Origin of the sequence: Proteus sp. TJ1640, from assembly GCF_003144445.1 — a bacterium.
GTDB lineage: Bacteria > Pseudomonadota > Gammaproteobacteria > Enterobacterales > Enterobacteriaceae > Proteus > Proteus penneri.
The window spans coordinates 1-17,834 of record NZ_PENY01000022.1; the positions used below are offsets into that span (position 1 = coordinate 1).

Below are 17,834 nucleotides of genomic sequence, written 5' to 3' on the forward strand. Positions count from 1 at the left end.
ATTTTAGAAGATATCGTCTCTGCGAGTGCCCACACAGATTGTCTGATAATTTGTTAAAGAGCAGTGCAACATTCGCTGCCGCTTCCGGTCTTCTGCGTTGTTGCGAGGAGGTGCATTCTACATCTTCCTCATTCAGTGTCAAGCGTTTATTTTCAAGGCTTTTCACTTTATTTTTTTGTTCTCTCAGTCAGTTCGCTTAGCGCCCTGTGCCGTGACAACGAGGACGCATTATAGGGAGTTTTCTGAGGCTGGCAATAGTTTTTTTAAAAAAAATGTTTGTTTGTTGGTAAATTAAACGAAGTGCCTATTTTTTGTGGCTTTTTAGCCATTTTGGCAAGTCTGCAAGGCTATCGAGAACAAAATCTGCACACTGTTGTGCCTCTTCAGTTATCTCTTTTCCTGTACGAACAAGAATTTTATGCCCCACTCCTGCAGCTTTTGCCGCCAACATATCTTCTTTTTTATCGCCAACCATATAAGAAGAAGCCATATCTATATTTAATTGTGCTTTCGCATCCATAAACATACCTGAAGCTGGTTTGCGACAATCACATTCTTTCTTATATTCTTCTACAGTGGCGTCAGGATGATGGGGACAATAATAGATACCATCTAAATCAACCCCCCTATCAGCCAAAGACCAATCCATCCATTCAGTTAAATGTAAAAATTGATCTTCACTATAGTAGCCACGACCAATGCCCGATTGATTAGTCACGAGTATCAAGGCATATCCCATCGCTTTTAATTCAGCCATTGCCTCAATAACGCCATCGATAAACTCAAAGTTATCAATTTCAGACACATAACCATGGTCTATATTAATAGTTCCATCGCGATCTAAAAAAATCGCAGAAATCCCCTTGCTCACAACATTACTCCATTTAGACATTTTTATTAGTATCGCATGTTTTTTCTTATATAGAGAATGATATCCATAGCTTTCTTTATTACTCGTCAACTCTTTTTTATTGACTTGGACGTCTAGACGCCTTAACATCTATTTTAACTCGGGCAGAATAGTCTTTATGTCCCATATCTACTTATATAAAGAAAAACATGATTAAACTGACGAATATAAACAAAGTGTTTAAGCAGGGAGAGCGTTCAATACAAGCGCTATCAAACATTAACCTGCATGTACCACAAGGGCAGATTTTTGGTGTTATCGGATCGTCAGGAGCGGGTAAAAGTACATTAATACGTTGTGTGAACATGTTAGAAAAACCAACTTCAGGTGAAGTGCTTGTTGATGGTCGTGATCTCACTAAGTTATCTGATAAAGAATTAACAAAAGCACGTCGTGGCATTGGTATGATTTTCCAACATTTCAACTTACTGTCTTCTCGTACAGTATTTGATAATGTGGCTCTACCATTAGAACTTGATAGTACACCACGTACTGAAATTAATAAGCGTGTTAATGAGTTACTTGAATTAGTCGGTTTGTCAGATAAGAAAGAGTATTATCCAGCAAATTTATCTGGTGGGCAAAAGCAACGTGTTGCAATTGCACGCGCATTAGCAAATTCACCAAACGTTTTATTGTGTGATGAAGCAACTAGCGCCCTTGATCCAGCAACAACACGTTCTATTTTAGAATTACTAAAAGATATTAACCGTCGTTTAGGCCTCACCATTTTATTAATCACTCATGAAATGGACGTTGTAAAACGTATTTGTGATCAGGTTGCAGTCATAAGTGGTGGTGAATTAGTTGAAAGTGATGCAGTGAGTGCCGTTTTCTCTCATCCTAAAACACCGGTTTCTCAGGCTTTTATCCAATCAACACTGCAATTGGATATTCCTGAAGATTATAAAGAACGTATGAAACCAGAGTGGGAGGAAGGGTTATTCCCATTATTAAAACTTGAATTTAACGGTCAATCAGTTGATGCGCCATTAATGTCCATTGTTGCGCGTCGTTTTGACGCAGATATTAATATTTTAAGTTCACAAATGGACTATGCCGGCGGTGTTAAGTTTGGTGTGATGTTAGCTGAGCTACATGGTAAGAATGGTAATACTGAAAAGTCGATTGCGTTTTTAGAAGAGCATCATGTGAAAGTAGAGGTTCTCGGTTATGTCTGAAGGAATGATTTATTTATTAATTAGTGGGATCTGGGAAACCTTAGTCATGACCTTCGTTTCAGGCTTCTTTGGTTTTATCATCGGGCTACCACTTGGTGTTTTACTTTATGTCACTCGTCCTGAACAAATTATGGCAAATCCACCTGCCTATCGTGTGATCTCAGCACTTGTGAATATTTTTAGGGCTATCCCTTTTATTATCTTACTTGTATGGATGATCCCTTTTACTCGCTTGGTTGTAGGAACATCTATTGGCTTGCAAGCGGCTATCGTGCCATTAACTGTCGCTGCTGCACCTTTTATTGCTCGCATGGTCGAAAATACGCTATTGGAAATCCCACAAGGATTAATTGAAGCATCTCGTTCTATGGGTGCAACACCAATGCAAATCATTAAGAAAGTTTTATTACCAGAATCTTTACCAGGCTTGATTAATGCTGCAACTATTACACTAATTACATTAGTGGGTTACTCAGCAATGGGGGGAGCTGTTGGTGCAGGTGGTTTAGGTCAAATTGGCTATCAATATGGTTATGTTGGCTATAATGCAACGGTAATGAATATTGTCATTGTTCTACTCGTTATTCTTGTTTTTATCATTCAGTTTTTCGGCGATCGCTTAGTGAAGCTGACAACACATAAATAATTAGATTGAAGGTTTTAATTATTAAATCGAAACCTTTTAATTAACGGATCAAATAAGGGTAAATGTATGTCATTGAAATTTAAATCGCTCGCAGTCGTAAGTGCTTTAATTGGCGCATTAGCATTAGCTGGTTGTGGTGAAAAAGAAAAAAATCCAAACCATATTCGTGTTGGTGTTATTTCTGGCTCTGAGCAACAAGTTGCAGAAGTAGCAAAACAAGTTGCTAAAGATAAATATGGTCTTGATGTAGAACTCGTTACTTTCAATGACTTCGTCATGCCTAATGAATCATTAAGTCGTGGTGATATCGACATTAATGCGTTCCAACATAAACCTTATTTAGACCAACAAATTAAAGATCGCAATTACAAAATAACAGCTGTAGGAAATACATTTATTTATCCTATCGCGGGTTATTCTAAAAAGATTACTGATTTAGCCGATTTACCTGATGAAGCACAAGTGGCTATTCCTAATGATCCAACAAACTTAGGTCGCTCACTGCTGTTATTAGAAAAAGTTGGGTTAATTAAATTAAAAGATGGCGTAGGTCTATTACCTACTAAGCTCGATATTATTGAAAACCCTAAAAAATTACAATTAGTTGAATTAGAAGCACCGCAATTACCTCGCTCATTAGATGATCAAAAAATCTACTTAGCGGTCATTAACACTACTTATGCAAGCCAAGTCAATTTAACACCAGCTAAAGACGGTATTTTCGTTGAAGATAAAGACTCTCCATATGTAAATATCATTGTTGCACGTGAAGATAATAAAGACAGTGAGAATGTGAAGAAATTTATTCAAGCCTATCAAACAGATGAAGTGGATAGTGCTGCAAATAAAATCTTTAACGGCGGTGCAGTAAAAGGCTGGTAATACGTCAATATTTAACTTAATTATAAAAAAGGCGGACATTTGTTCGCCTTTCTCTTTTTTACTTGGCTAATTTGCATTAAATTATAGCCGTTTAATTTTTGTATAGACAATAATAAAGAGGATATTACCCATGCACATGCGCTTGCTACTTCTTGGCATCATGGCGCTGTTTATGACAGGTTGTTCAATGCAGAATTCATCTGATGTTGATCAGTCTAAATTTACGGATATGCGTTTAAATAAACCTGGGCAACCACAAAAACCTAAATCACAAACTTTACCTTCAGTGCGTATCGTTGAAAAAACAGAAGATCTTTTAGGCGCTCCATTTAAAGATCTCGGTATTGTCGCCGGTGAGTCTTGTCGCCAAACATTACAAGATCCACCAGCAAGTTTGCCTATTGCTAAAAAAAGAATGGCAACAAAAGCAGCCTACAAAAATGCAAATGCCGTTTTGTTACATGAATGCCAAATTGTCACAGGCTTAGGTTGCTACCAATCTGCTATTTGTGAAGGCACTGCACTACTTATTACTAAATGAACACCTACCAAATGAATCCTATAGGGTATATTTCGAGCCCTTATAAAGAAAAATTTGCCGTTCCACGCCAACCTGGATTAATCCAGGATGGCGGCGGGCAACTTATTCTACATACACCTTATAATCACCCTGATACAGTTAGAGGTTTAGAGCAATTTAGCCACCTTTGGTTGATCTTTGTTTTTCATCAAACAGCACAACATGGTTGGCATCCACTCGTTCGCCCCCCTAGATTAGGCGGTAACGCCAAAGTTGGTGTATTTGCAACTCGCTCAACCTTTCGCCCCAACCCAATTGGTATGTCATTGGTTGAATTGAAAAAAGTAAATACCGAGAATCAATCTGTTATTTTAGAACTAGGTAGCCTCGATTTAGTTGATGGCACGCCTATTCTTGATATTAAGCCTTATTTACCCTTTGCAGAATCTCGCCCAAATGCAATTGCAGGATTTGCACAAGAAGCACCAGATAATGAAATGCCTGTTTTCTTTTCGCAGGTTGCATTAGAACAACTGCAACATTATGCGAACGAATATCCTCATCTTTCTCGTTTTATTACTCAAGTATTACAACAAGATCCTCGCCCTGCTTATAAAAAAAATGAGCAAAGTGATAGGATCTATGCGGTACACTTACTCGAATTTAATATTCGCTGGCAAGTGAATGAACAACAGACACTTGTTCTTAGTATAGAACCGCGATAACTTGCTATTATCTTCATTGATATTGCTATCATGAATAATCTAATCTGAGAGTCATTCGCATGTCTTTAGACAAATCAGATTGAAAAAAATGCTTTGCCCCTTTTGGCAGACCTAAGTCACTGGTAGACTAAAGTCCTTTTCTAATTATATTGATGTAGACTGGCGTGACAGTCAGCCTAAGTATTTTTGTTCTAATGGAACCTAATAATGCGTACTAGCCACTATTTGCTCTCTACTTTAAAAGAGACACCTGCTGATGCAGAAATTGTCAGCCATCAACTTATGCTTCGCGCAGGCATGATCCGTAAACTCGCATCTGGTCTTTATGATTGGATGCCGACAGGGGTTCGTGTTCTAAGAAAAATTGAAAAAATTGTTCGTGAAGAGATGGACAACGCTGGATCACTTGAGATTTCAATGCCCGTTGTTCAACCCGCTGACTTATGGCTAGAAAGTGGTCGCTGGGAACAGTATGGCCCTGAATTACTGCGTTTTTCAGACAGAGGCGAGCGCCCATTTGTTTTAGGCCCGACTCATGAAGAAGTCGTTACAGATATTGTTCGTAATGAAATTACCTCTTACAAACAACTTCCACTGAACTTATATCAAATTCAAACTAAATTCCGTGATGAAGTACGCCCTCGTTTTGGTGTTATGCGTTCTCGTGAATTTATCATGAAAGATGCTTACTCATTCCATATCTCTCAAGAGTCTTTACAAGAGACTTACGACAGAATGTACGAGGCTTACAGCAAAATTTTCTCACGTATTGGTTTAGATTTCCGTCCAGTACTTGCAGATACTGGCTCGATCGGTGGTAATGCCTCTCATGAATTCCAAGTTTTAGCAGACAGCGGTGAAGATGATATTGTCTTCTCGACTGGCTCTGACTATGCAGCCAATATCGAATTAGCAGAAGCAGTCATGCCTGCGACGCCACGAGCAGCTGCAACTGAAGAATTACGTTTAGTGGATACACCCAACGCTAAAACAATTGCTGAATTAGTCGAACAGTTCAATCTACCAATTGAAAAAACAGTTAAGACACTGATTGTTCATGGTACAAAAGAAAGTGGTCACCCATTAGTTGCATTATTAGTCCGTGGCGATCACGAACTTAATGAAGTTAAAGCAGAAAAATGCGCTATCGTTGCATCACCTTTAACTTTCGCTACTGAAGCCGAAATACGCCAAGCTGTAAACGCAGGCCCAGGTTCACTAGGCCCTGTTAATCTACCACTACCCGTTATTATGGATCGTTCTGTCTCTGTAATGAGTGATTTCAGTGCAGGTGCAAACGTTGATGGTAAACATTATTTTGGTATCAATTGGGAGCGCGACCTGCCTGTTGCTGAAATTGCTGACATCCGTAACGTTGTTGAAGGTGATCAAAGCCCAGACGGCAAAGGAACGTTGCTAATCAAACGTGGTATTGAAGTTGGTCATATCTTCCAACTTGGCACAAAATACTCAGAAGCATTAAAAGCAACCGTACAAAACGAAGAAGGCCATAATCAAATCGTTACTATGGGTTGTTATGGTATTGGTATAACTCGTATCGTTGCTGCAGCTATTGAACAAAATCATGATGCACGCGGTATTATTTGGCCAGATGCGATTGCACCATTCCAAGTTGCTATTTTACCAATGAATATGCATCGTTCTTATCGTGTTAAAGAAGTTGCTGACAGACTTTATGACGAATTACGCGCTCAAGGTATTGATGTTCTATTTGATGATCGTAAAGAACGTCCAGGTGTCATGTTTGCTGATATGGAGCTTATCGGTATTCCACACACGATCGTAATTGGTGATCGTAACTTAGACAACAACCAAATCGAATATAAAGCACGTCGTAGTGATGATAAATCACTAGTCAATGTTGACGATGTTGTTGCTTTTATCAAAGAGCAACTCGCTTAATAATTAAGCCTCTTATTTTATGAGGCTTAATTAATAAATAACAAGCGTGTCCTCTCCGACACGCTTGTTATTGCAATAAGAATAATATATCAATTGCCAATTACCTCTTTTTTATACGTTTCCTTCCTGCTCAATTTCCAATACAAAGTAATATACCGCTGATAAGCACTCATTCGATATGTTGAGATTCTTTGTCCCAAATCTCATGATAGCGCCGTTAGCTATTTTTTTTATATCGAAAAGATCAGAATGCTCTAATAATAAATAGAAATTAAAGCGAGTATCTTATTTCTTATTTTGTTATACAAATGGCTATTTTAACTCACTATTTTTCTATTATTTTAAATTTACATAGGAAATATTATGAAAAGGCTTGGAGCAATAATTAGTATTATTTTTATATTATCTGGATGTGGAACATTAAATAGAGCGAAGAGTAATAATGATTATTACCGAGGTACTGATGCTGATGCCGAAGTTATCAGCGAACCTGTAATTTGGTTGGTTACTTTCGGAATGTACCCGATATTCTCAATTATCAGTTTGCCTATTGATGTTGTCCTTGATACCGCCCTTCTTCCAATTGATCATGTAATAAAAGTCCAGAAAGAAAAAGCGCATACCGCAGAACCTAATAGACATAAACAAGAAACTGAAAGTATTTCAGATGATCAGAAACAATCAACATTAACGCCTTCCACTACTCCCTCTCCAGCTTCTTCTACTCATCAGCGTTGGCTAGAGAACAATACAAAATAAGCTATTATTGTAATATATTTAAAACAATAGGTTATTTAAAAAGTATTACGAAAAGGAAATTATTTAGATAATGCAGTAATAGGAAATTTCTTTGATATATTAAAAATAAAATTTTTATACTAAGCAATTTAAAGAGATAGATGAATTAGAAAAAATACTTTATGAATATATCAAATACAATAATACTGCACAGATAGACCTAAAATGAAAAAGACTGAGTTCAGCTCAATACCGGACTCAGTCTTTACTTAACTCATTTAAACTGTCTAATAAACGCAAGACTATTCATTAGGCGTTTCTTTATTAAAGCAAAACTACTAAAACTCAGCTTCTACCACCACGGTGATTTCCACAAGAGCCATGGCGATTAAACCGAGGCTTCTCGTCTGTAACCACTAGTGCTCGATCAAATTGGCCATCTTCCATCGAAGGTCGAATACTGTAATAACCATTAACTTCGAGGTAAACAGGTGTTCCACCCTCAACACCGGTTGAGAAATAACCTTTTTCCAATTCAATGCCACTGGCTGCGTAAACGCGCCCTGATTGACAATCTTTAAACGTACCTGCATCGGCAAAATAGGTATATTCACCTGCAAGCTGTTTAGGCTGAACTTTAGCTAAGGTATAATTTGGCTCTGAATTAATAACGTTGCCATCAATATCAAGCATAACTAATTTATCTTCGCGAGGTAAATAATAGCTTTTCTCACCATAGCTATTAGTCAACGTCAGCTTATCTTTACCTAATACCCATGTTCCCGATTCAAAGAAACTACGTTTCTCATCAGGTAAACCTTGATAGCTTTGCTCCATAACATAAGAGCCATCTTGATTAACAAGAATTGTTGTGTCGATACCAGAGCAATCGGCACAAGGCAGAATACTGTTGTAAGTTTGGTCTACAATTTTTCCATCAAGTGACAAGCCAATATTATTTTGACAACCTGACAGTACAAATAACCCAGCAGCAACGGCTGCAAATAAAAATTTTTTCCCCATCATCAACTCCCTACATTCTGGGTACTTTTTAATAAATCATTTTCAATATAATTCTAACATTTTTTAAGATAAAAAGGGGCAATAAAACAAGCTTTAAGATAAATGCACCCATAATGTTAATTATTTCTCAAATCGCTTCGAATAAAGCACTATTTCAGAAAATTATTATAATAACTATTGTGCTCACATCGAATAACAGCATAATGATTTTATTCTGAATTATTCACTGGCGGCAACACCGCCACGAAAGAGTGGTGAGGGAATATGTCAACAAATACAGAATATCAACCAATTAACTGTGATGATTATGAGTATCTGGAGTTAGCATGCCAGCGTGGTTTAGCACTCCATATTGAATTACATGATGGTGAGCTTATTGAAGGCATTGCTGATGATCTTTTCTTAAGCAAAAAGGTTGAATACCTAAAAGTCAAAACATCTGAAGGCGCTAAAGATTTACGACTGGATGTTATTGCCAGTTTTTCTAATCCCGAACTTGGGACAATCATTATCAAATCGGAATAACCGAATAAAGAACAGCCGCCAACAGGCGGTTGTTCATTCATAAGCCTTTCGCCACTCAATAGTAATAGCGTGTTCTGATGTTGCTTTCCCCTCAAAAGTAACAAATGTGTCAATAGCTGCAATTAACGTATCATTATAATAAATTAATGGAATTCGTGTTCTACGCCAAGGCGCAACATCAAGCTCTTGCCAAATCTTTTTACTATGTCGAGCGTGCTCTCGCCCCACAATACGCAAAGATGCTTGTGTCAAACCAAAACGAACGGTGACTTTTTCATCCTTTGAAGGTGCTCTAACGGTATTTTTTCCTGTTGCAGTTGTTAGTGATAAAACCCCTAATCCACTAGGTAAAGACAGTGATTGAGTAAGTGACCATTCAATAATTTTATTAACAGGATCATCGATTATTGGTACAAGATAAAGGCGTTGTTTATAACGTCTCACTTCATCTTGATAAAATTGTAACTTAGGCTCTGCATCAGCTTTGGCTAAAGCAACTTCCTGCCATAATCGTAAAATTTGTTGTCTAGAAGGCATGGTTTTAGTATGTTGAGCGAACCAACGCCTTAATAACGCATTACGTTTTATCACACTACAAAGAGCAAGTTGCTTGATGTCTAAACTGTGCTCGCTATCCATTAAAGCGTTAAGTTCTGGCTCCAACAGCTCATCCAATAGGGCTTCTTGCTCACCACACAGTGCCGCACTACGAGTCACCGATTGCGAAAAATGGGGCCATCGTTGCGTTAATAATGGCATAACTCGTAAACGTAAAAAATTACGATCATAGCTGTCGTCTTGATTACTATCGTCCTCTATCCAATCTAGCTCTTGTTCAGTAGCATAAAATTCAATTTGTTCACGTGTTATATTAAGTAATGGTCGAAGTAAATAACTATTCTCAAACATCATTTTGGCAGGCATTGAGGAAAGTCCAGCAGGACCACTGCCTCGCTTTAAAGCTAATAAAAAAGTTTCAGCTTGATCATCTTGGTGCTGAGCAGTCACTAACACTTGCTGTGGCTGTAAATATCGGCGAAATGCTTGATAACGCGCCTCTCTTGCTCCATTTTCAAGACCGCCTTCTTTAGGATCTACATTCACTTTTTCACTGATAAAATTAACACGCCATTGCTGACAACATTGTTTACAATGGGCAAGCCAATCATCTGCTTTGATATTTAATCCATGATGAATATAGATAGCCGTTAATTCTAAAGGTAATTGAAATTCATCACGTAAACGTACAAGCCCTTGTAATAAAACTGTAGAATCTACTCCACCACTAAAACCCACCAAGATTTTAGTGAAAGGATCAATTTGTTGTTTGATTTCTTTAAGGAGCAAACCGTATTTCTGTTTCATTGTATCGTCATTTATCAGTGAATTCAGATGATTATGTTAAGCTTTTCTAGCCGATTTTGCACGAATACAAAGTAGTCCTGAAAAATAAATGTAAGATTTAAGACGTTGCATTTTTAATGTAGAAAATAAGGCAGAATAAACACCATTCTGCCTTCAATAAACATAATTTACGCAGTAAAACCACCATCGACCAAATAAGAGGCTCCAGTGACAAACGAAGCTGCGTCACTAGCCAAAAAGGCCACAACATTAGCCACTTCTTCTGGCGTACCAAGGCGACCAATAGGGTGTAGTGTCGCTAACTTTTGCTTATCGAACTCACGTTCATCTAATAAAGGTGTTTCAATATACCCTGGGCAAACCGCATTAACGCGAATACCTTTGTTTGCATAATCAATGGCAAGTGTTTGTGTCAGTAATTTAACCCCACCTTTTGACGCACAATAGGCAGGAAATTCGTGTTGACTAACAAAAGTGCAAATCGAACTGCAATTAACAATTGCACCTGACAAGTCGTTTTTTAGCCAATATTGAATTGCTGCACGATTAATCAGAAAGAGTCCATTAAGATTAACATCTAATACCTCTTTCCATTTTTCATACTCTAATTTATCTGCGATGTTATCAGTTAAAATACCTGCATTAGCAAAGATAAAATCCAGCCGCCCATATTTATTTACCACATAATCAATAAGCTGTTCGTTATCTTTTTCACTTCTCACATCCATTTGTATAAATTCACCCGAAAACCCTTTTTCTTTTAGGTATTTTTCTGCTTTTTGCCCTCGAGCTAAATTACTGCCAGTGATAATAACTGATGCACCTAAGGATAAAAACTTTTCTGCAGAAGCTAAGCCAATCCCGCTACTACCGCCTGTAATAATTCCTACTTTTCCACTAAACGATATCATCGCGTTTTCCTTATTAAAGAATTAAATGACCTTATAAAATAATAGCTATTGATTATTATTCTTTTAGTGGAAATTAGAATTAATATTGTTTTTGAGATGGACTTAACATACTGATATATAATATATATTGTTAATATCACTTGGTTTAATTATCTCAATAGAGATAGTTTTCAGAAAATCAAAAAAAACCCCATGTGATTAACATGAGGTTCATCAGAATTGATTCAGATATAATTAGATCAGCAATAGCCGTATTCCATTAAACGTTGGTAACGACGATTTGTTAGCTCTTCTGATTCAAACGCATCTAATTCTACTAAATCAGATTGAATTTGCGCTTTTAATGAAGCGGCAATTTCATCATAGTGGCGATGCGCACCACCTAAAGGCTCTGGAATAACCGTATCAATTAGCTTAAGCTCTTTTAAACGGTTCGCAGTGATACCCATCGCTTCAGCGGCTAATGGTGCTTTATCTGCGCTTTTCCAAAGAATGGATGCACAACCTTCTGGCGAAATAACAGAATAAGTGCTGTATTGCAGCATATTCACTTTATCACCAACACCAATCGCTAATGCTCCGCCAGAACCGCCTTCACCAATAACCGTACAGATAATTGGGACATTAAAGCGTGACATTTCACGTAAATTACGTGCAATTGCTTCTGATTGACCACGTTCTTCAGCACCAACACCAGGATAAGCACCCGGAGTATCAATAAAGGTGATGATAGGAAGATTGAAACGTTGCGCCATTTCCATTAAACGCAGTGCTTTGCGATAACCTTCAGGTGCAGGCATACCAAAATTACGGCGAATCTTTTCTTTTGTTTCACGCCCTTTTTGATGTCCAATAACCATCACTGGACGGCCATCTAAACGCGCAATACCACCAACAATCGCTTTATCATCAGCATAAGCACGATCACCCGCTAATTCTTGGAAATCAGTAAAAATACGATGAATATAATCCAGTGTGTAAGGTCTTAATGGATGACGCGCAAGTTGTGCCACTTGCCATGCACCAAGATCTGAAAAAATCTTACGTGTTAACTCTAGGCTTTTTTCTCTTAAACGTGAGACTTCTTCATCGATATTGATATCGATTTTTTCATCATGTTGGCTAACTGCAGTGAGCGAATCAATTTTCGCTTCTAACTCGGCAATTGGCTGTTCAAAATCCAGAAAATTAAGACTCATAACATTCCTATTTTAGTCAAATTCTAATTCTACCTGCTCATTACCCAGCAGAGTTCGCAGATCCGTTAAAAGCATATCCGTTGGCGTAACACGCCAAGTCGCACCAAATCGTAAACGTGCACAGGCATCATGCTTTTCAAAATAAAGGTGAACCGGTATCGTGCCTGAACGATGAGGTTCTAAAACGCCGCGAAGACGATTTAATAATTGCTCATTAATTTGCCTGTCCGATAACGAGATAGCAAGTCCTCGTGCATATTTTTCACGGGCTTCGTTGATATCCATAAGTTCGCGGACTGTCATTTTAAGCCCACCATTGAAATCATCAAAGCTGACCTGCCCAGTAGCAATTAAAATCTTGTCTTGTTCTAATAAATGTTGGTATTTATCCAATGCATCAGAAAATAACATAATTTCTAAGCGGCCTGAACTATCATCTAAGGTACAAACACCGATCCGATTTCCACGTTTCGTTGTGAATACTTTAGAAGCAAGTACTAAACCTGCTACCTTCACCATTTGACCGCGGGGTGTTGGTACTAAATCTTTTAGACGCGTTCCTGCCGCATATCGTTCAATTTCTTTTAAATAACGCGTGATCGGATGACCTGTTAAATATAAACCTAAAGTCTCTCGCTCACCTTCTAAAACAACTTGGTCTGGCCATTTAGGTATATTGGCATAAGAGCGCTCAACTTGTTCCGGTGCTTCAGCTAACACGCCGAACATGTCAGATTGCCCTATTGCTTCAGCTTTGGCATGTTGGTCTGCGGCTTTTAATGCATCTTCTAATGAAGACATCAAAGCAGCTCGATGGGGCCCCAGCTTATCGAATGCGCCTGACATTATCAGTTTTTCCATCACTCGGCGATTCAATTTTTTCGTTTCTGTTCTAGCACAGAGATCAAAAATATCTTTAAAGTGGCCGCCTTGTTGACGCGCTTCTACAATTGCTTCAATTGGACCTTCACCCACACCTTTTATGGCACCAATACCATAAACGATTTCACCTTCATCATTTACGTGAAAATGATAAAGTCCACTATTAATATCAGGAGGTAGAACTTTTAATCCCATTCTCCAACATTCGTCCACTAATCCCACGACTTTTTCGGTGTTATCCATATCTGCGGTCATTACTGCAGCCATAAATTCAGCCGGATAGTGGGCTTTTAACCATAATGTTTGATAGGAAACCAAGGCATAAGCTGCTGAGTGCGATTTGTTAAATCCATAACCGGCAAATTTCTCCACCAAGTCAAAGATTTTCATAGCTAATTCACCATCGACACCATTTTTGATAGCACCTTCTTCAAAAACAGAGCGTTGCTTTGCCATCTCCTCAGGCTTTTTCTTACCCATAGCCCGTCGCAACATATCCGCACCGCCTAGCGTATATCCCGCAAGAACCTGTGCAATTTGCATAACTTGTTCTTGGTATAAGATAACGCCATAAGTAGGCTCTAAAACGGGCTGTAGACTTTCATGTTGCCACTTAACATCAGGGTATGAAATTTCTTCAACACCGTGTTTACGGTCAATAAAGTTATCAACCATACCTGATTGCAATGGCCCTGGGCGGAATAGGGCAACAAGTGCGATCATATCTTCAAAACAGTCTGGACGTAGTCGCTTGATAAGATCTTTCATGCCACGAGATTCTAACTGGAATACCGCGGTTGTCTCTGAGCGCTGCAACATGTCAAAACTGCGCTGATCTGTCAATGATATTGCTGAGATATCAACAGGTTCGAGAGACTTTTTAGCTCGTCGGGCATTAATCATCTCTAATGCCCAGTTAATAATGGTGAGTGTTCTTAAACCTAAGAAGTCGAATTTAACCAGACCTGCGTATTCAACGTCATTCTTATCAAATTGTGTAACAGGGTTATTTCCCTCGGCATCACAGTAAAGTGGTGCAAAATCGGTAATTTTCGTTGGTGATATAACAACACCACCCGCGTGTTTACCTGCATTACGTGTCACCCCTTCTAATTTACGAGCCATATCAATAAGAGATTTGACCTCTTCATCGGCTTCATAAATTTCAGGTAATTGAGGTTCTGCTGCAAACGCTTTTTCTAACGTCATTCCCGGATCAGGAGGAACCAGTTTTGAAATTCTATCAACAAAACCGTAAGGATGCCCTAAAACACGGCCAACATCGCGAATAACTGCTTTTGCCGCCATCGTACCAAATGTAATAATCTGAGATACGGCATCACGACCATACATTTCAGCAACGTGATCAATAACTCTATCGCGTTTCTCCATACAGAAATCGACGTCAAAGTCAGGCATCGAAACACGTTCAGGGTTAAGAAAACGTTCGAAAAGCAAGTCAAATTCAAGAGGATCAAGATCTGTTATTTTCAGCGAATAAGCCACGAGTGAACCCGCACCTGAACCGCGCCCAGGACCAACAGGAACACCGTTATCTTTAGACCACTGAATAAACTCCATCACGATAAGGAAGTAACCAGGGAATCCCATCTGGTTAATTACTTTCAGCTCGATATCAAGACGTTCATCATATTCAGGGCGTCTTTTTTTCCGCTCTTCGGGATCTGGAAATAAAAAGGCTAGACGCTCTTCTAAACCTTCTTGTGATTTTTTAACAAGGAAATCTTCGGTACTCATATTCCCTGTTGGAAATTGAGGAAGGAAGTATTCCCCTAAACGGATCGTGACATTACAGCGTTTAGCGATTTCAACACTGTTTTCTAGTGCTTCAGGTATATCAGCAAATAATTCACACATTTCTTCTTCTGTGCGCATATATTGCTGAGGACTATAATTCTTAGGACGTTTGGGATCAGATAACGTAAAACCATCATGAATTGCGACACGAATTTCATGTGCGTCAAAGTCATCACTATCGAGAAAACAGACATCATTGGTTGCAACGACAGGCAGGCCTTTTTCAGAAGCCAGCGCAACAGCTTCATGAAGATAAGTTTCCTCATCAGTACGACCTGTACGAATAAGTTCTAGATAATAACTATCGGGAAAATGAGTTTGATAATACTCAAGACACTGATCAACTAAAGCTCGATTCCCTCGAAGTAGAAACTTCCCGACATCCCCCATTCTGCCACCAGAAAGCAACAAGAGACCTTCTTTATAGGTTGTTAGCCACTCTTGTTTAATCGTCGGTCCGGCAGCTCCATAACCGTGTTTGTAAGCTTCTGAAATCAGTAAAGTAAGATTTTGGTACCCTACATTATTGCGTGCAAGAATAGTGAGATGAGCATATTCATCACCTAATAATTCTGTTTCAAGGTAAACATCAGCACCAATGATAGGTTTAATGCCCGCACCATGTGCAGCACCATAAAATTTCACTAATCCACATAAGTTAGTGAAATCAGTAATCGCAAAAGCAGGCATTCCCAGCGAAGCCACTTTCTTCACAAGAGGCCCTGTTTTTGCCAATCCATCGATCATTGAATAATCGCTGTGTACCCTAAGATGGATAAAACGAGGATCTGCCATAGTATTTAATTACTCTGTGGATTACTTTAAATTTAAAGCACGTTTTACAGGCGCAAAACTTTTTCGATGATAGGGTGTTGCCCCTAATAAGGCTAGTTTTTCCATATGGAAAACAGTTGGATACCCTTTATGTTTAGCAAAACCATAATCAGGATAAAGCTTATCTAACTCTTCCATTTCTCTATCACGAGTCACTTTAGCAAGTATAGAAGCTGCACTAATTTCTTGAACTAAACTATCACCTTTGATAACCGCTTGAGAGGCCATTGGTAATTTAGGACAACGGTTACCATCAATTAAAACCATATCAGGCGTTATTGATAATCCTGCAACAGCACGTTCCATTGCTTTCATAGTTGCCCAAAGAATATTTAATTCATCAATTTCTTCAGGCTCTGCACGGCCTATCGCCCAACATAATGCTTTTTCTTTTATTTCGTCATAAAGGGCATTACGCTTTTTTTCTGTTAGCTTTTTGGAGTCTGTTAATCCTTCAATTGGATTTGCTGGATCAAGGATAACAGCAGCCGTAACTACTGCTCCCACTAATGGGCCACGACCAACTTCATCAACTCCAGCAATAAGATTTGCTTTTGGATATACAAATTCCATTATTTCTCTACCAATTCTAATACTGCATTTGCTGCTTGTTCATCCGCATTACAACGAATGGCGCTATGTAGCTGTAAAAATATCTCTTTTAATTGATGTACTTTTTCTTCATCAGTTAAAAGAGGTAAAAGTTGTTGCGCTAACGCTGAAGGTTCGCACTCTTCTTGCAATAACTCTTTAATAATTTCTCGGCCAGCTAACAGATTAGGTAAAGAGACATAAGGCGTTTTAACTAACCGTTTTGCTAACCAGAAAGTAAATGGTTTCATGCGATAGCCAACGACCATCGGACATTTTGTTAGCATACATTCTAATGCAGCCGTCCCTGATGCTAACAAAGTCGCATCGCTCGCTGTCATTGCTTCTCTTGCTTGCCCATCAAGAAGTTGTATCTCAAGCTCAGGTGCCACATTTTGATGTATTTGTTCAAATTGGGCTCGTCGCTTAGCATTAACTAATGGCACAACAATATGAAGAGAGGGGATCTGCTGTTTTAGCAACTGTGCTGTTTTTATAAAATCAGCACTCAGCATCTCAACTTCAGCATGACGACTACCGGGAAGAAGAGCTAAACAAGGTGTTTCTTCAGATATTCCTAGATGTTCACGAGCCGCTTTTTTATCTGGATTTAAAGCTATGGCATCAGCCATTGTATGGCCTATAAAGCGACAAGGAACCTGATACTTATCATAAAACGCTTTTTCAAAAGGAAGAAAAGCAAGCACTAAGTCTGTCGCTTTACCAATTTTGAAAACACGTTTTTGACGCCAAGCCCACACAGATGGACTGACATAGTGAATAGTTTTGATCCCTTTTTGCTTTAAACGACCTTCAAGAGTGATATTAAAATCAGGCGCGTCGATCCCCACGAAAACATCTGGCTTTAATTCTGAAAATCGTTGAGTGAGATCTTTTCTGATCTTTAATAAGCGAGGTAATCGTTCAAGAACTTCAACGATCCCCATGACGGCAAGCTCTTCCATCTCATACCAAGCTTCACAACCTTCAGCTTGCATAAGAGGCCCTGCAACACCGACGAAGTGAACATTGGGATGCATTTTTTTTAGAGCGCGGATTAATCCCGCGCCCAAGATATCACCGGACGTTTCACCAGCAACTAAGCCGATAACTAACGGACACTGAGTAGTAGATAATTGGCCTGACAAGGTCATATCCTAA

Annotated in this window: 16 protein-coding genes; 8 read left to right on the forward strand and 8 right to left on the reverse strand. The window is 38.7% G+C overall.

What is annotated here, in order from left to right; translation table 11 throughout:
• Positions 1 to 304: 304 nt before the first annotated feature.
• Positions 305 to 871 (reverse strand): D-glycero-beta-D-manno-heptose 1,7-bisphosphate 7-phosphatase, encoded by a 567-nt coding sequence (gmhB, locus tag DK861_RS09435; protein WP_109399924.1) that lies wholly within the window; start codon positions 869 to 871, stop codon positions 305 to 307.
• A gap of 188 nt (positions 872 to 1,059) precedes the next feature.
• Here gmhB and metN point away from each other — a divergent pair, with 188 nt between their 5' ends.
• The 7 genes from metN to DK861_RS09470 all read left to right on the forward strand — a co-directional run bounded on the left by metN (position 1,060) and on the right by DK861_RS09470 (position 7,546).
• On the forward strand, positions 1,060 to 2,091 hold the full coding sequence (gene metN / locus DK861_RS09440) for a methionine ABC transporter ATP-binding protein MetN (RefSeq protein WP_109396158.1): 1,032 nt from the start codon (positions 1,060 to 1,062) through the stop codon (positions 2,089 to 2,091).
• A complete protein-coding gene (locus DK861_RS09445) occupies positions 2,084 to 2,737 on the forward strand; it encodes a methionine ABC transporter permease MetI (RefSeq protein ID WP_072064246.1) in 654 nt (217 codons plus the stop codon). The genes metN and DK861_RS09445 overlap by 8 nt, the downstream gene beginning before the upstream one ends.
• A 66-nt stretch (positions 2,738 to 2,803) precedes the next feature.
• On the forward strand, positions 2,804 to 3,619 hold the full coding sequence (locus tag DK861_RS09450; RefSeq protein WP_109399925.1) for a MetQ/NlpA family lipoprotein: 816 nt from the start codon (positions 2,804 to 2,806) through the stop codon (positions 3,617 to 3,619).
• A gap of 130 nt (positions 3,620 to 3,749) precedes the next feature.
• Positions 3,750 to 4,160 (forward strand): Rcs stress response system protein RcsF, encoded by a 411-nt coding sequence (rcsF, locus tag DK861_RS09455; RefSeq protein ID WP_082147373.1) that lies wholly within the window; start codon positions 3,750 to 3,752, stop codon positions 4,158 to 4,160.
• Positions 4,157 to 4,864: a tRNA (N6-threonylcarbamoyladenosine(37)-N6)-methyltransferase TrmO gene (gene tsaA / locus DK861_RS09460; RefSeq protein ID WP_109399926.1), complete on the forward strand. Its 708-nt coding sequence runs from the start codon at positions 4,157 to 4,159 to the stop codon at positions 4,862 to 4,864. The genes rcsF and tsaA overlap by 4 nt, the downstream gene beginning before the upstream one ends.
• A 207-nt stretch (positions 4,865 to 5,071) precedes the next feature.
• On the forward strand, positions 5,072 to 6,787 hold the full coding sequence (gene proS, locus DK861_RS09465; protein WP_109399927.1) for a proline--tRNA ligase: 1,716 nt from the start codon (positions 5,072 to 5,074) through the stop codon (positions 6,785 to 6,787).
• Positions 6,788 to 7,150: 363 nt separating this feature from the next.
• Positions 7,151 to 7,546 carry a YceK/YidQ family lipoprotein gene (locus DK861_RS09470; protein ID WP_109399928.1) on the forward strand — a complete coding sequence of 132 codons (396 nt, stop codon included), beginning with the start codon at positions 7,151 to 7,153 and terminating at the stop codon, positions 7,544 to 7,546.
• A 324-nt stretch (positions 7,547 to 7,870) separates the two neighbouring features.
• Here DK861_RS09470 and nlpE read toward each other — a convergent pair whose 3' ends face one another.
• Positions 7,871 to 8,551, reverse strand: a complete 681-nt coding sequence (gene nlpE / locus DK861_RS09475; protein ID WP_109399929.1) for an envelope stress response activation lipoprotein NlpE — start codon at positions 8,549 to 8,551, stop codon at positions 7,871 to 7,873.
• A 261-nt stretch (positions 8,552 to 8,812) separates the two neighbouring features.
• Between nlpE and rof the strand changes: the two genes are divergently transcribed.
• Positions 8,813 to 9,073, forward strand: a complete 261-nt coding sequence (gene rof, locus DK861_RS09480; RefSeq protein ID WP_109399930.1) for a Rho-binding antiterminator — start codon at positions 8,813 to 8,815, stop codon at positions 9,071 to 9,073.
• Positions 9,074 to 9,106: 33 nt separating this feature from the next.
• On the opposite strand, the gene tilS is transcribed toward rof, so the two are convergent.
• The 6 genes from tilS to lpxB all read right to left on the reverse strand — a co-directional run bounded on the left by tilS (position 9,107) and on the right by lpxB (position 17,827).
• Positions 9,107 to 10,438 carry a tRNA lysidine(34) synthetase TilS gene (gene tilS, locus DK861_RS09485; protein WP_109399931.1) on the reverse strand — a complete coding sequence of 444 codons (1,332 nt, stop codon included), beginning with the start codon at positions 10,436 to 10,438 and terminating at the stop codon, positions 9,107 to 9,109.
• 167 nt (positions 10,439 to 10,605) lie between these two features.
• Positions 10,606 to 11,349, reverse strand: a complete 744-nt coding sequence (locus DK861_RS09490; protein ID WP_109399932.1) for an SDR family oxidoreductase — start codon at positions 11,347 to 11,349, stop codon at positions 10,606 to 10,608.
• 239 nt (positions 11,350 to 11,588) lie between these two features.
• Positions 11,589 to 12,548 carry an acetyl-CoA carboxylase carboxyl transferase subunit alpha gene (accA, locus tag DK861_RS09495; protein ID WP_072064253.1) on the reverse strand — a complete coding sequence of 320 codons (960 nt, stop codon included), beginning with the start codon at positions 12,546 to 12,548 and terminating at the stop codon, positions 11,589 to 11,591.
• A 12-nt stretch (positions 12,549 to 12,560) separates the two neighbouring features.
• Positions 12,561 to 16,043, reverse strand: a complete 3,483-nt coding sequence (dnaE, locus tag DK861_RS09500) for a DNA polymerase III subunit alpha (protein ID WP_109399933.1) — start codon at positions 16,041 to 16,043, stop codon at positions 12,561 to 12,563.
• Between the two features lie 21 nt (positions 16,044 to 16,064).
• Complete coding sequence (gene rnhB, locus DK861_RS09505) at positions 16,065 to 16,655, reverse strand: ribonuclease HII (RefSeq protein WP_006535883.1); 591 nt, start codon at positions 16,653 to 16,655, stop codon at positions 16,065 to 16,067.
• Positions 16,655 to 17,827, reverse strand: a complete 1,173-nt coding sequence (gene lpxB, locus DK861_RS09510) for a lipid-A-disaccharide synthase (protein ID WP_109399934.1) — start codon at positions 17,825 to 17,827, stop codon at positions 16,655 to 16,657. Before lpxB ends, rnhB begins: the two co-directional genes overlap by 1 nt.
• Positions 17,828 to 17,834: the final 7 nt, after the last annotated feature.

What these genes read in the sequence shown, in the direction of transcription:
- tilS (WP_109399931.1), bottom strand. Translation starts at nt 10,438, where the DNA reads ATGAAACAGAAATACGGTTTGCTCCTTAAAGAAATCAAACAACAAATT.
- tsaA (WP_109399926.1), top strand. Translation starts at nt 4,157, where the DNA reads ATGAACACCTACCAAATGAATCCTATAGGGTATATTTCGAGCCCTTAT.
- DK861_RS09490 (WP_109399932.1), bottom strand. Translation starts at nt 11,349, where the DNA reads ATGATATCGTTTAGTGGAAAAGTAGGAATTATTACAGGCGGTAGTAGC.
- DK861_RS09450 (WP_109399925.1), top strand. Translation starts at nt 2,804, where the DNA reads ATGTCATTGAAATTTAAATCGCTCGCAGTCGTAAGTGCTTTAATTGGC.
- proS (WP_109399927.1), top strand. Translation starts at nt 5,072, where the DNA reads ATGCGTACTAGCCACTATTTGCTCTCTACTTTAAAAGAGACACCTGCT.
- accA (WP_072064253.1), bottom strand. Translation starts at nt 12,548, where the DNA reads ATGAGTCTTAATTTTCTGGATTTTGAACAGCCAATTGCCGAGTTAGAA.
- metN (WP_109396158.1), top strand. Translation starts at nt 1,060, where the DNA reads ATGATTAAACTGACGAATATAAACAAAGTGTTTAAGCAGGGAGAGCGT.
- rcsF (WP_082147373.1), top strand. Translation starts at nt 3,750, where the DNA reads ATGCACATGCGCTTGCTACTTCTTGGCATCATGGCGCTGTTTATGACA.
- DK861_RS09470 (WP_109399928.1), top strand. Translation starts at nt 7,151, where the DNA reads ATGAAAAGGCTTGGAGCAATAATTAGTATTATTTTTATATTATCTGGA.
- rof (WP_109399930.1), top strand. Translation starts at nt 8,813, where the DNA reads ATGTCAACAAATACAGAATATCAACCAATTAACTGTGATGATTATGAG.
- dnaE (WP_109399933.1), bottom strand. Translation starts at nt 16,043, where the DNA reads ATGGCAGATCCTCGTTTTATCCATCTTAGGGTACACAGCGATTATTCA.
- rnhB (WP_006535883.1), bottom strand. Translation starts at nt 16,655, where the DNA reads ATGGAATTTGTATATCCAAAAGCAAATCTTATTGCTGGAGTTGATGAA.
- nlpE (WP_109399929.1), bottom strand. Translation starts at nt 8,551, where the DNA reads ATGATGGGGAAAAAATTTTTATTTGCAGCCGTTGCTGCTGGGTTATTT.
- DK861_RS09445 (WP_072064246.1), top strand. Translation starts at nt 2,084, where the DNA reads ATGTCTGAAGGAATGATTTATTTATTAATTAGTGGGATCTGGGAAACC.
- lpxB (WP_109399934.1), bottom strand. Translation starts at nt 17,827, where the DNA reads ATGACCTTGTCAGGCCAATTATCTACTACTCAGTGTCCGTTAGTTATC.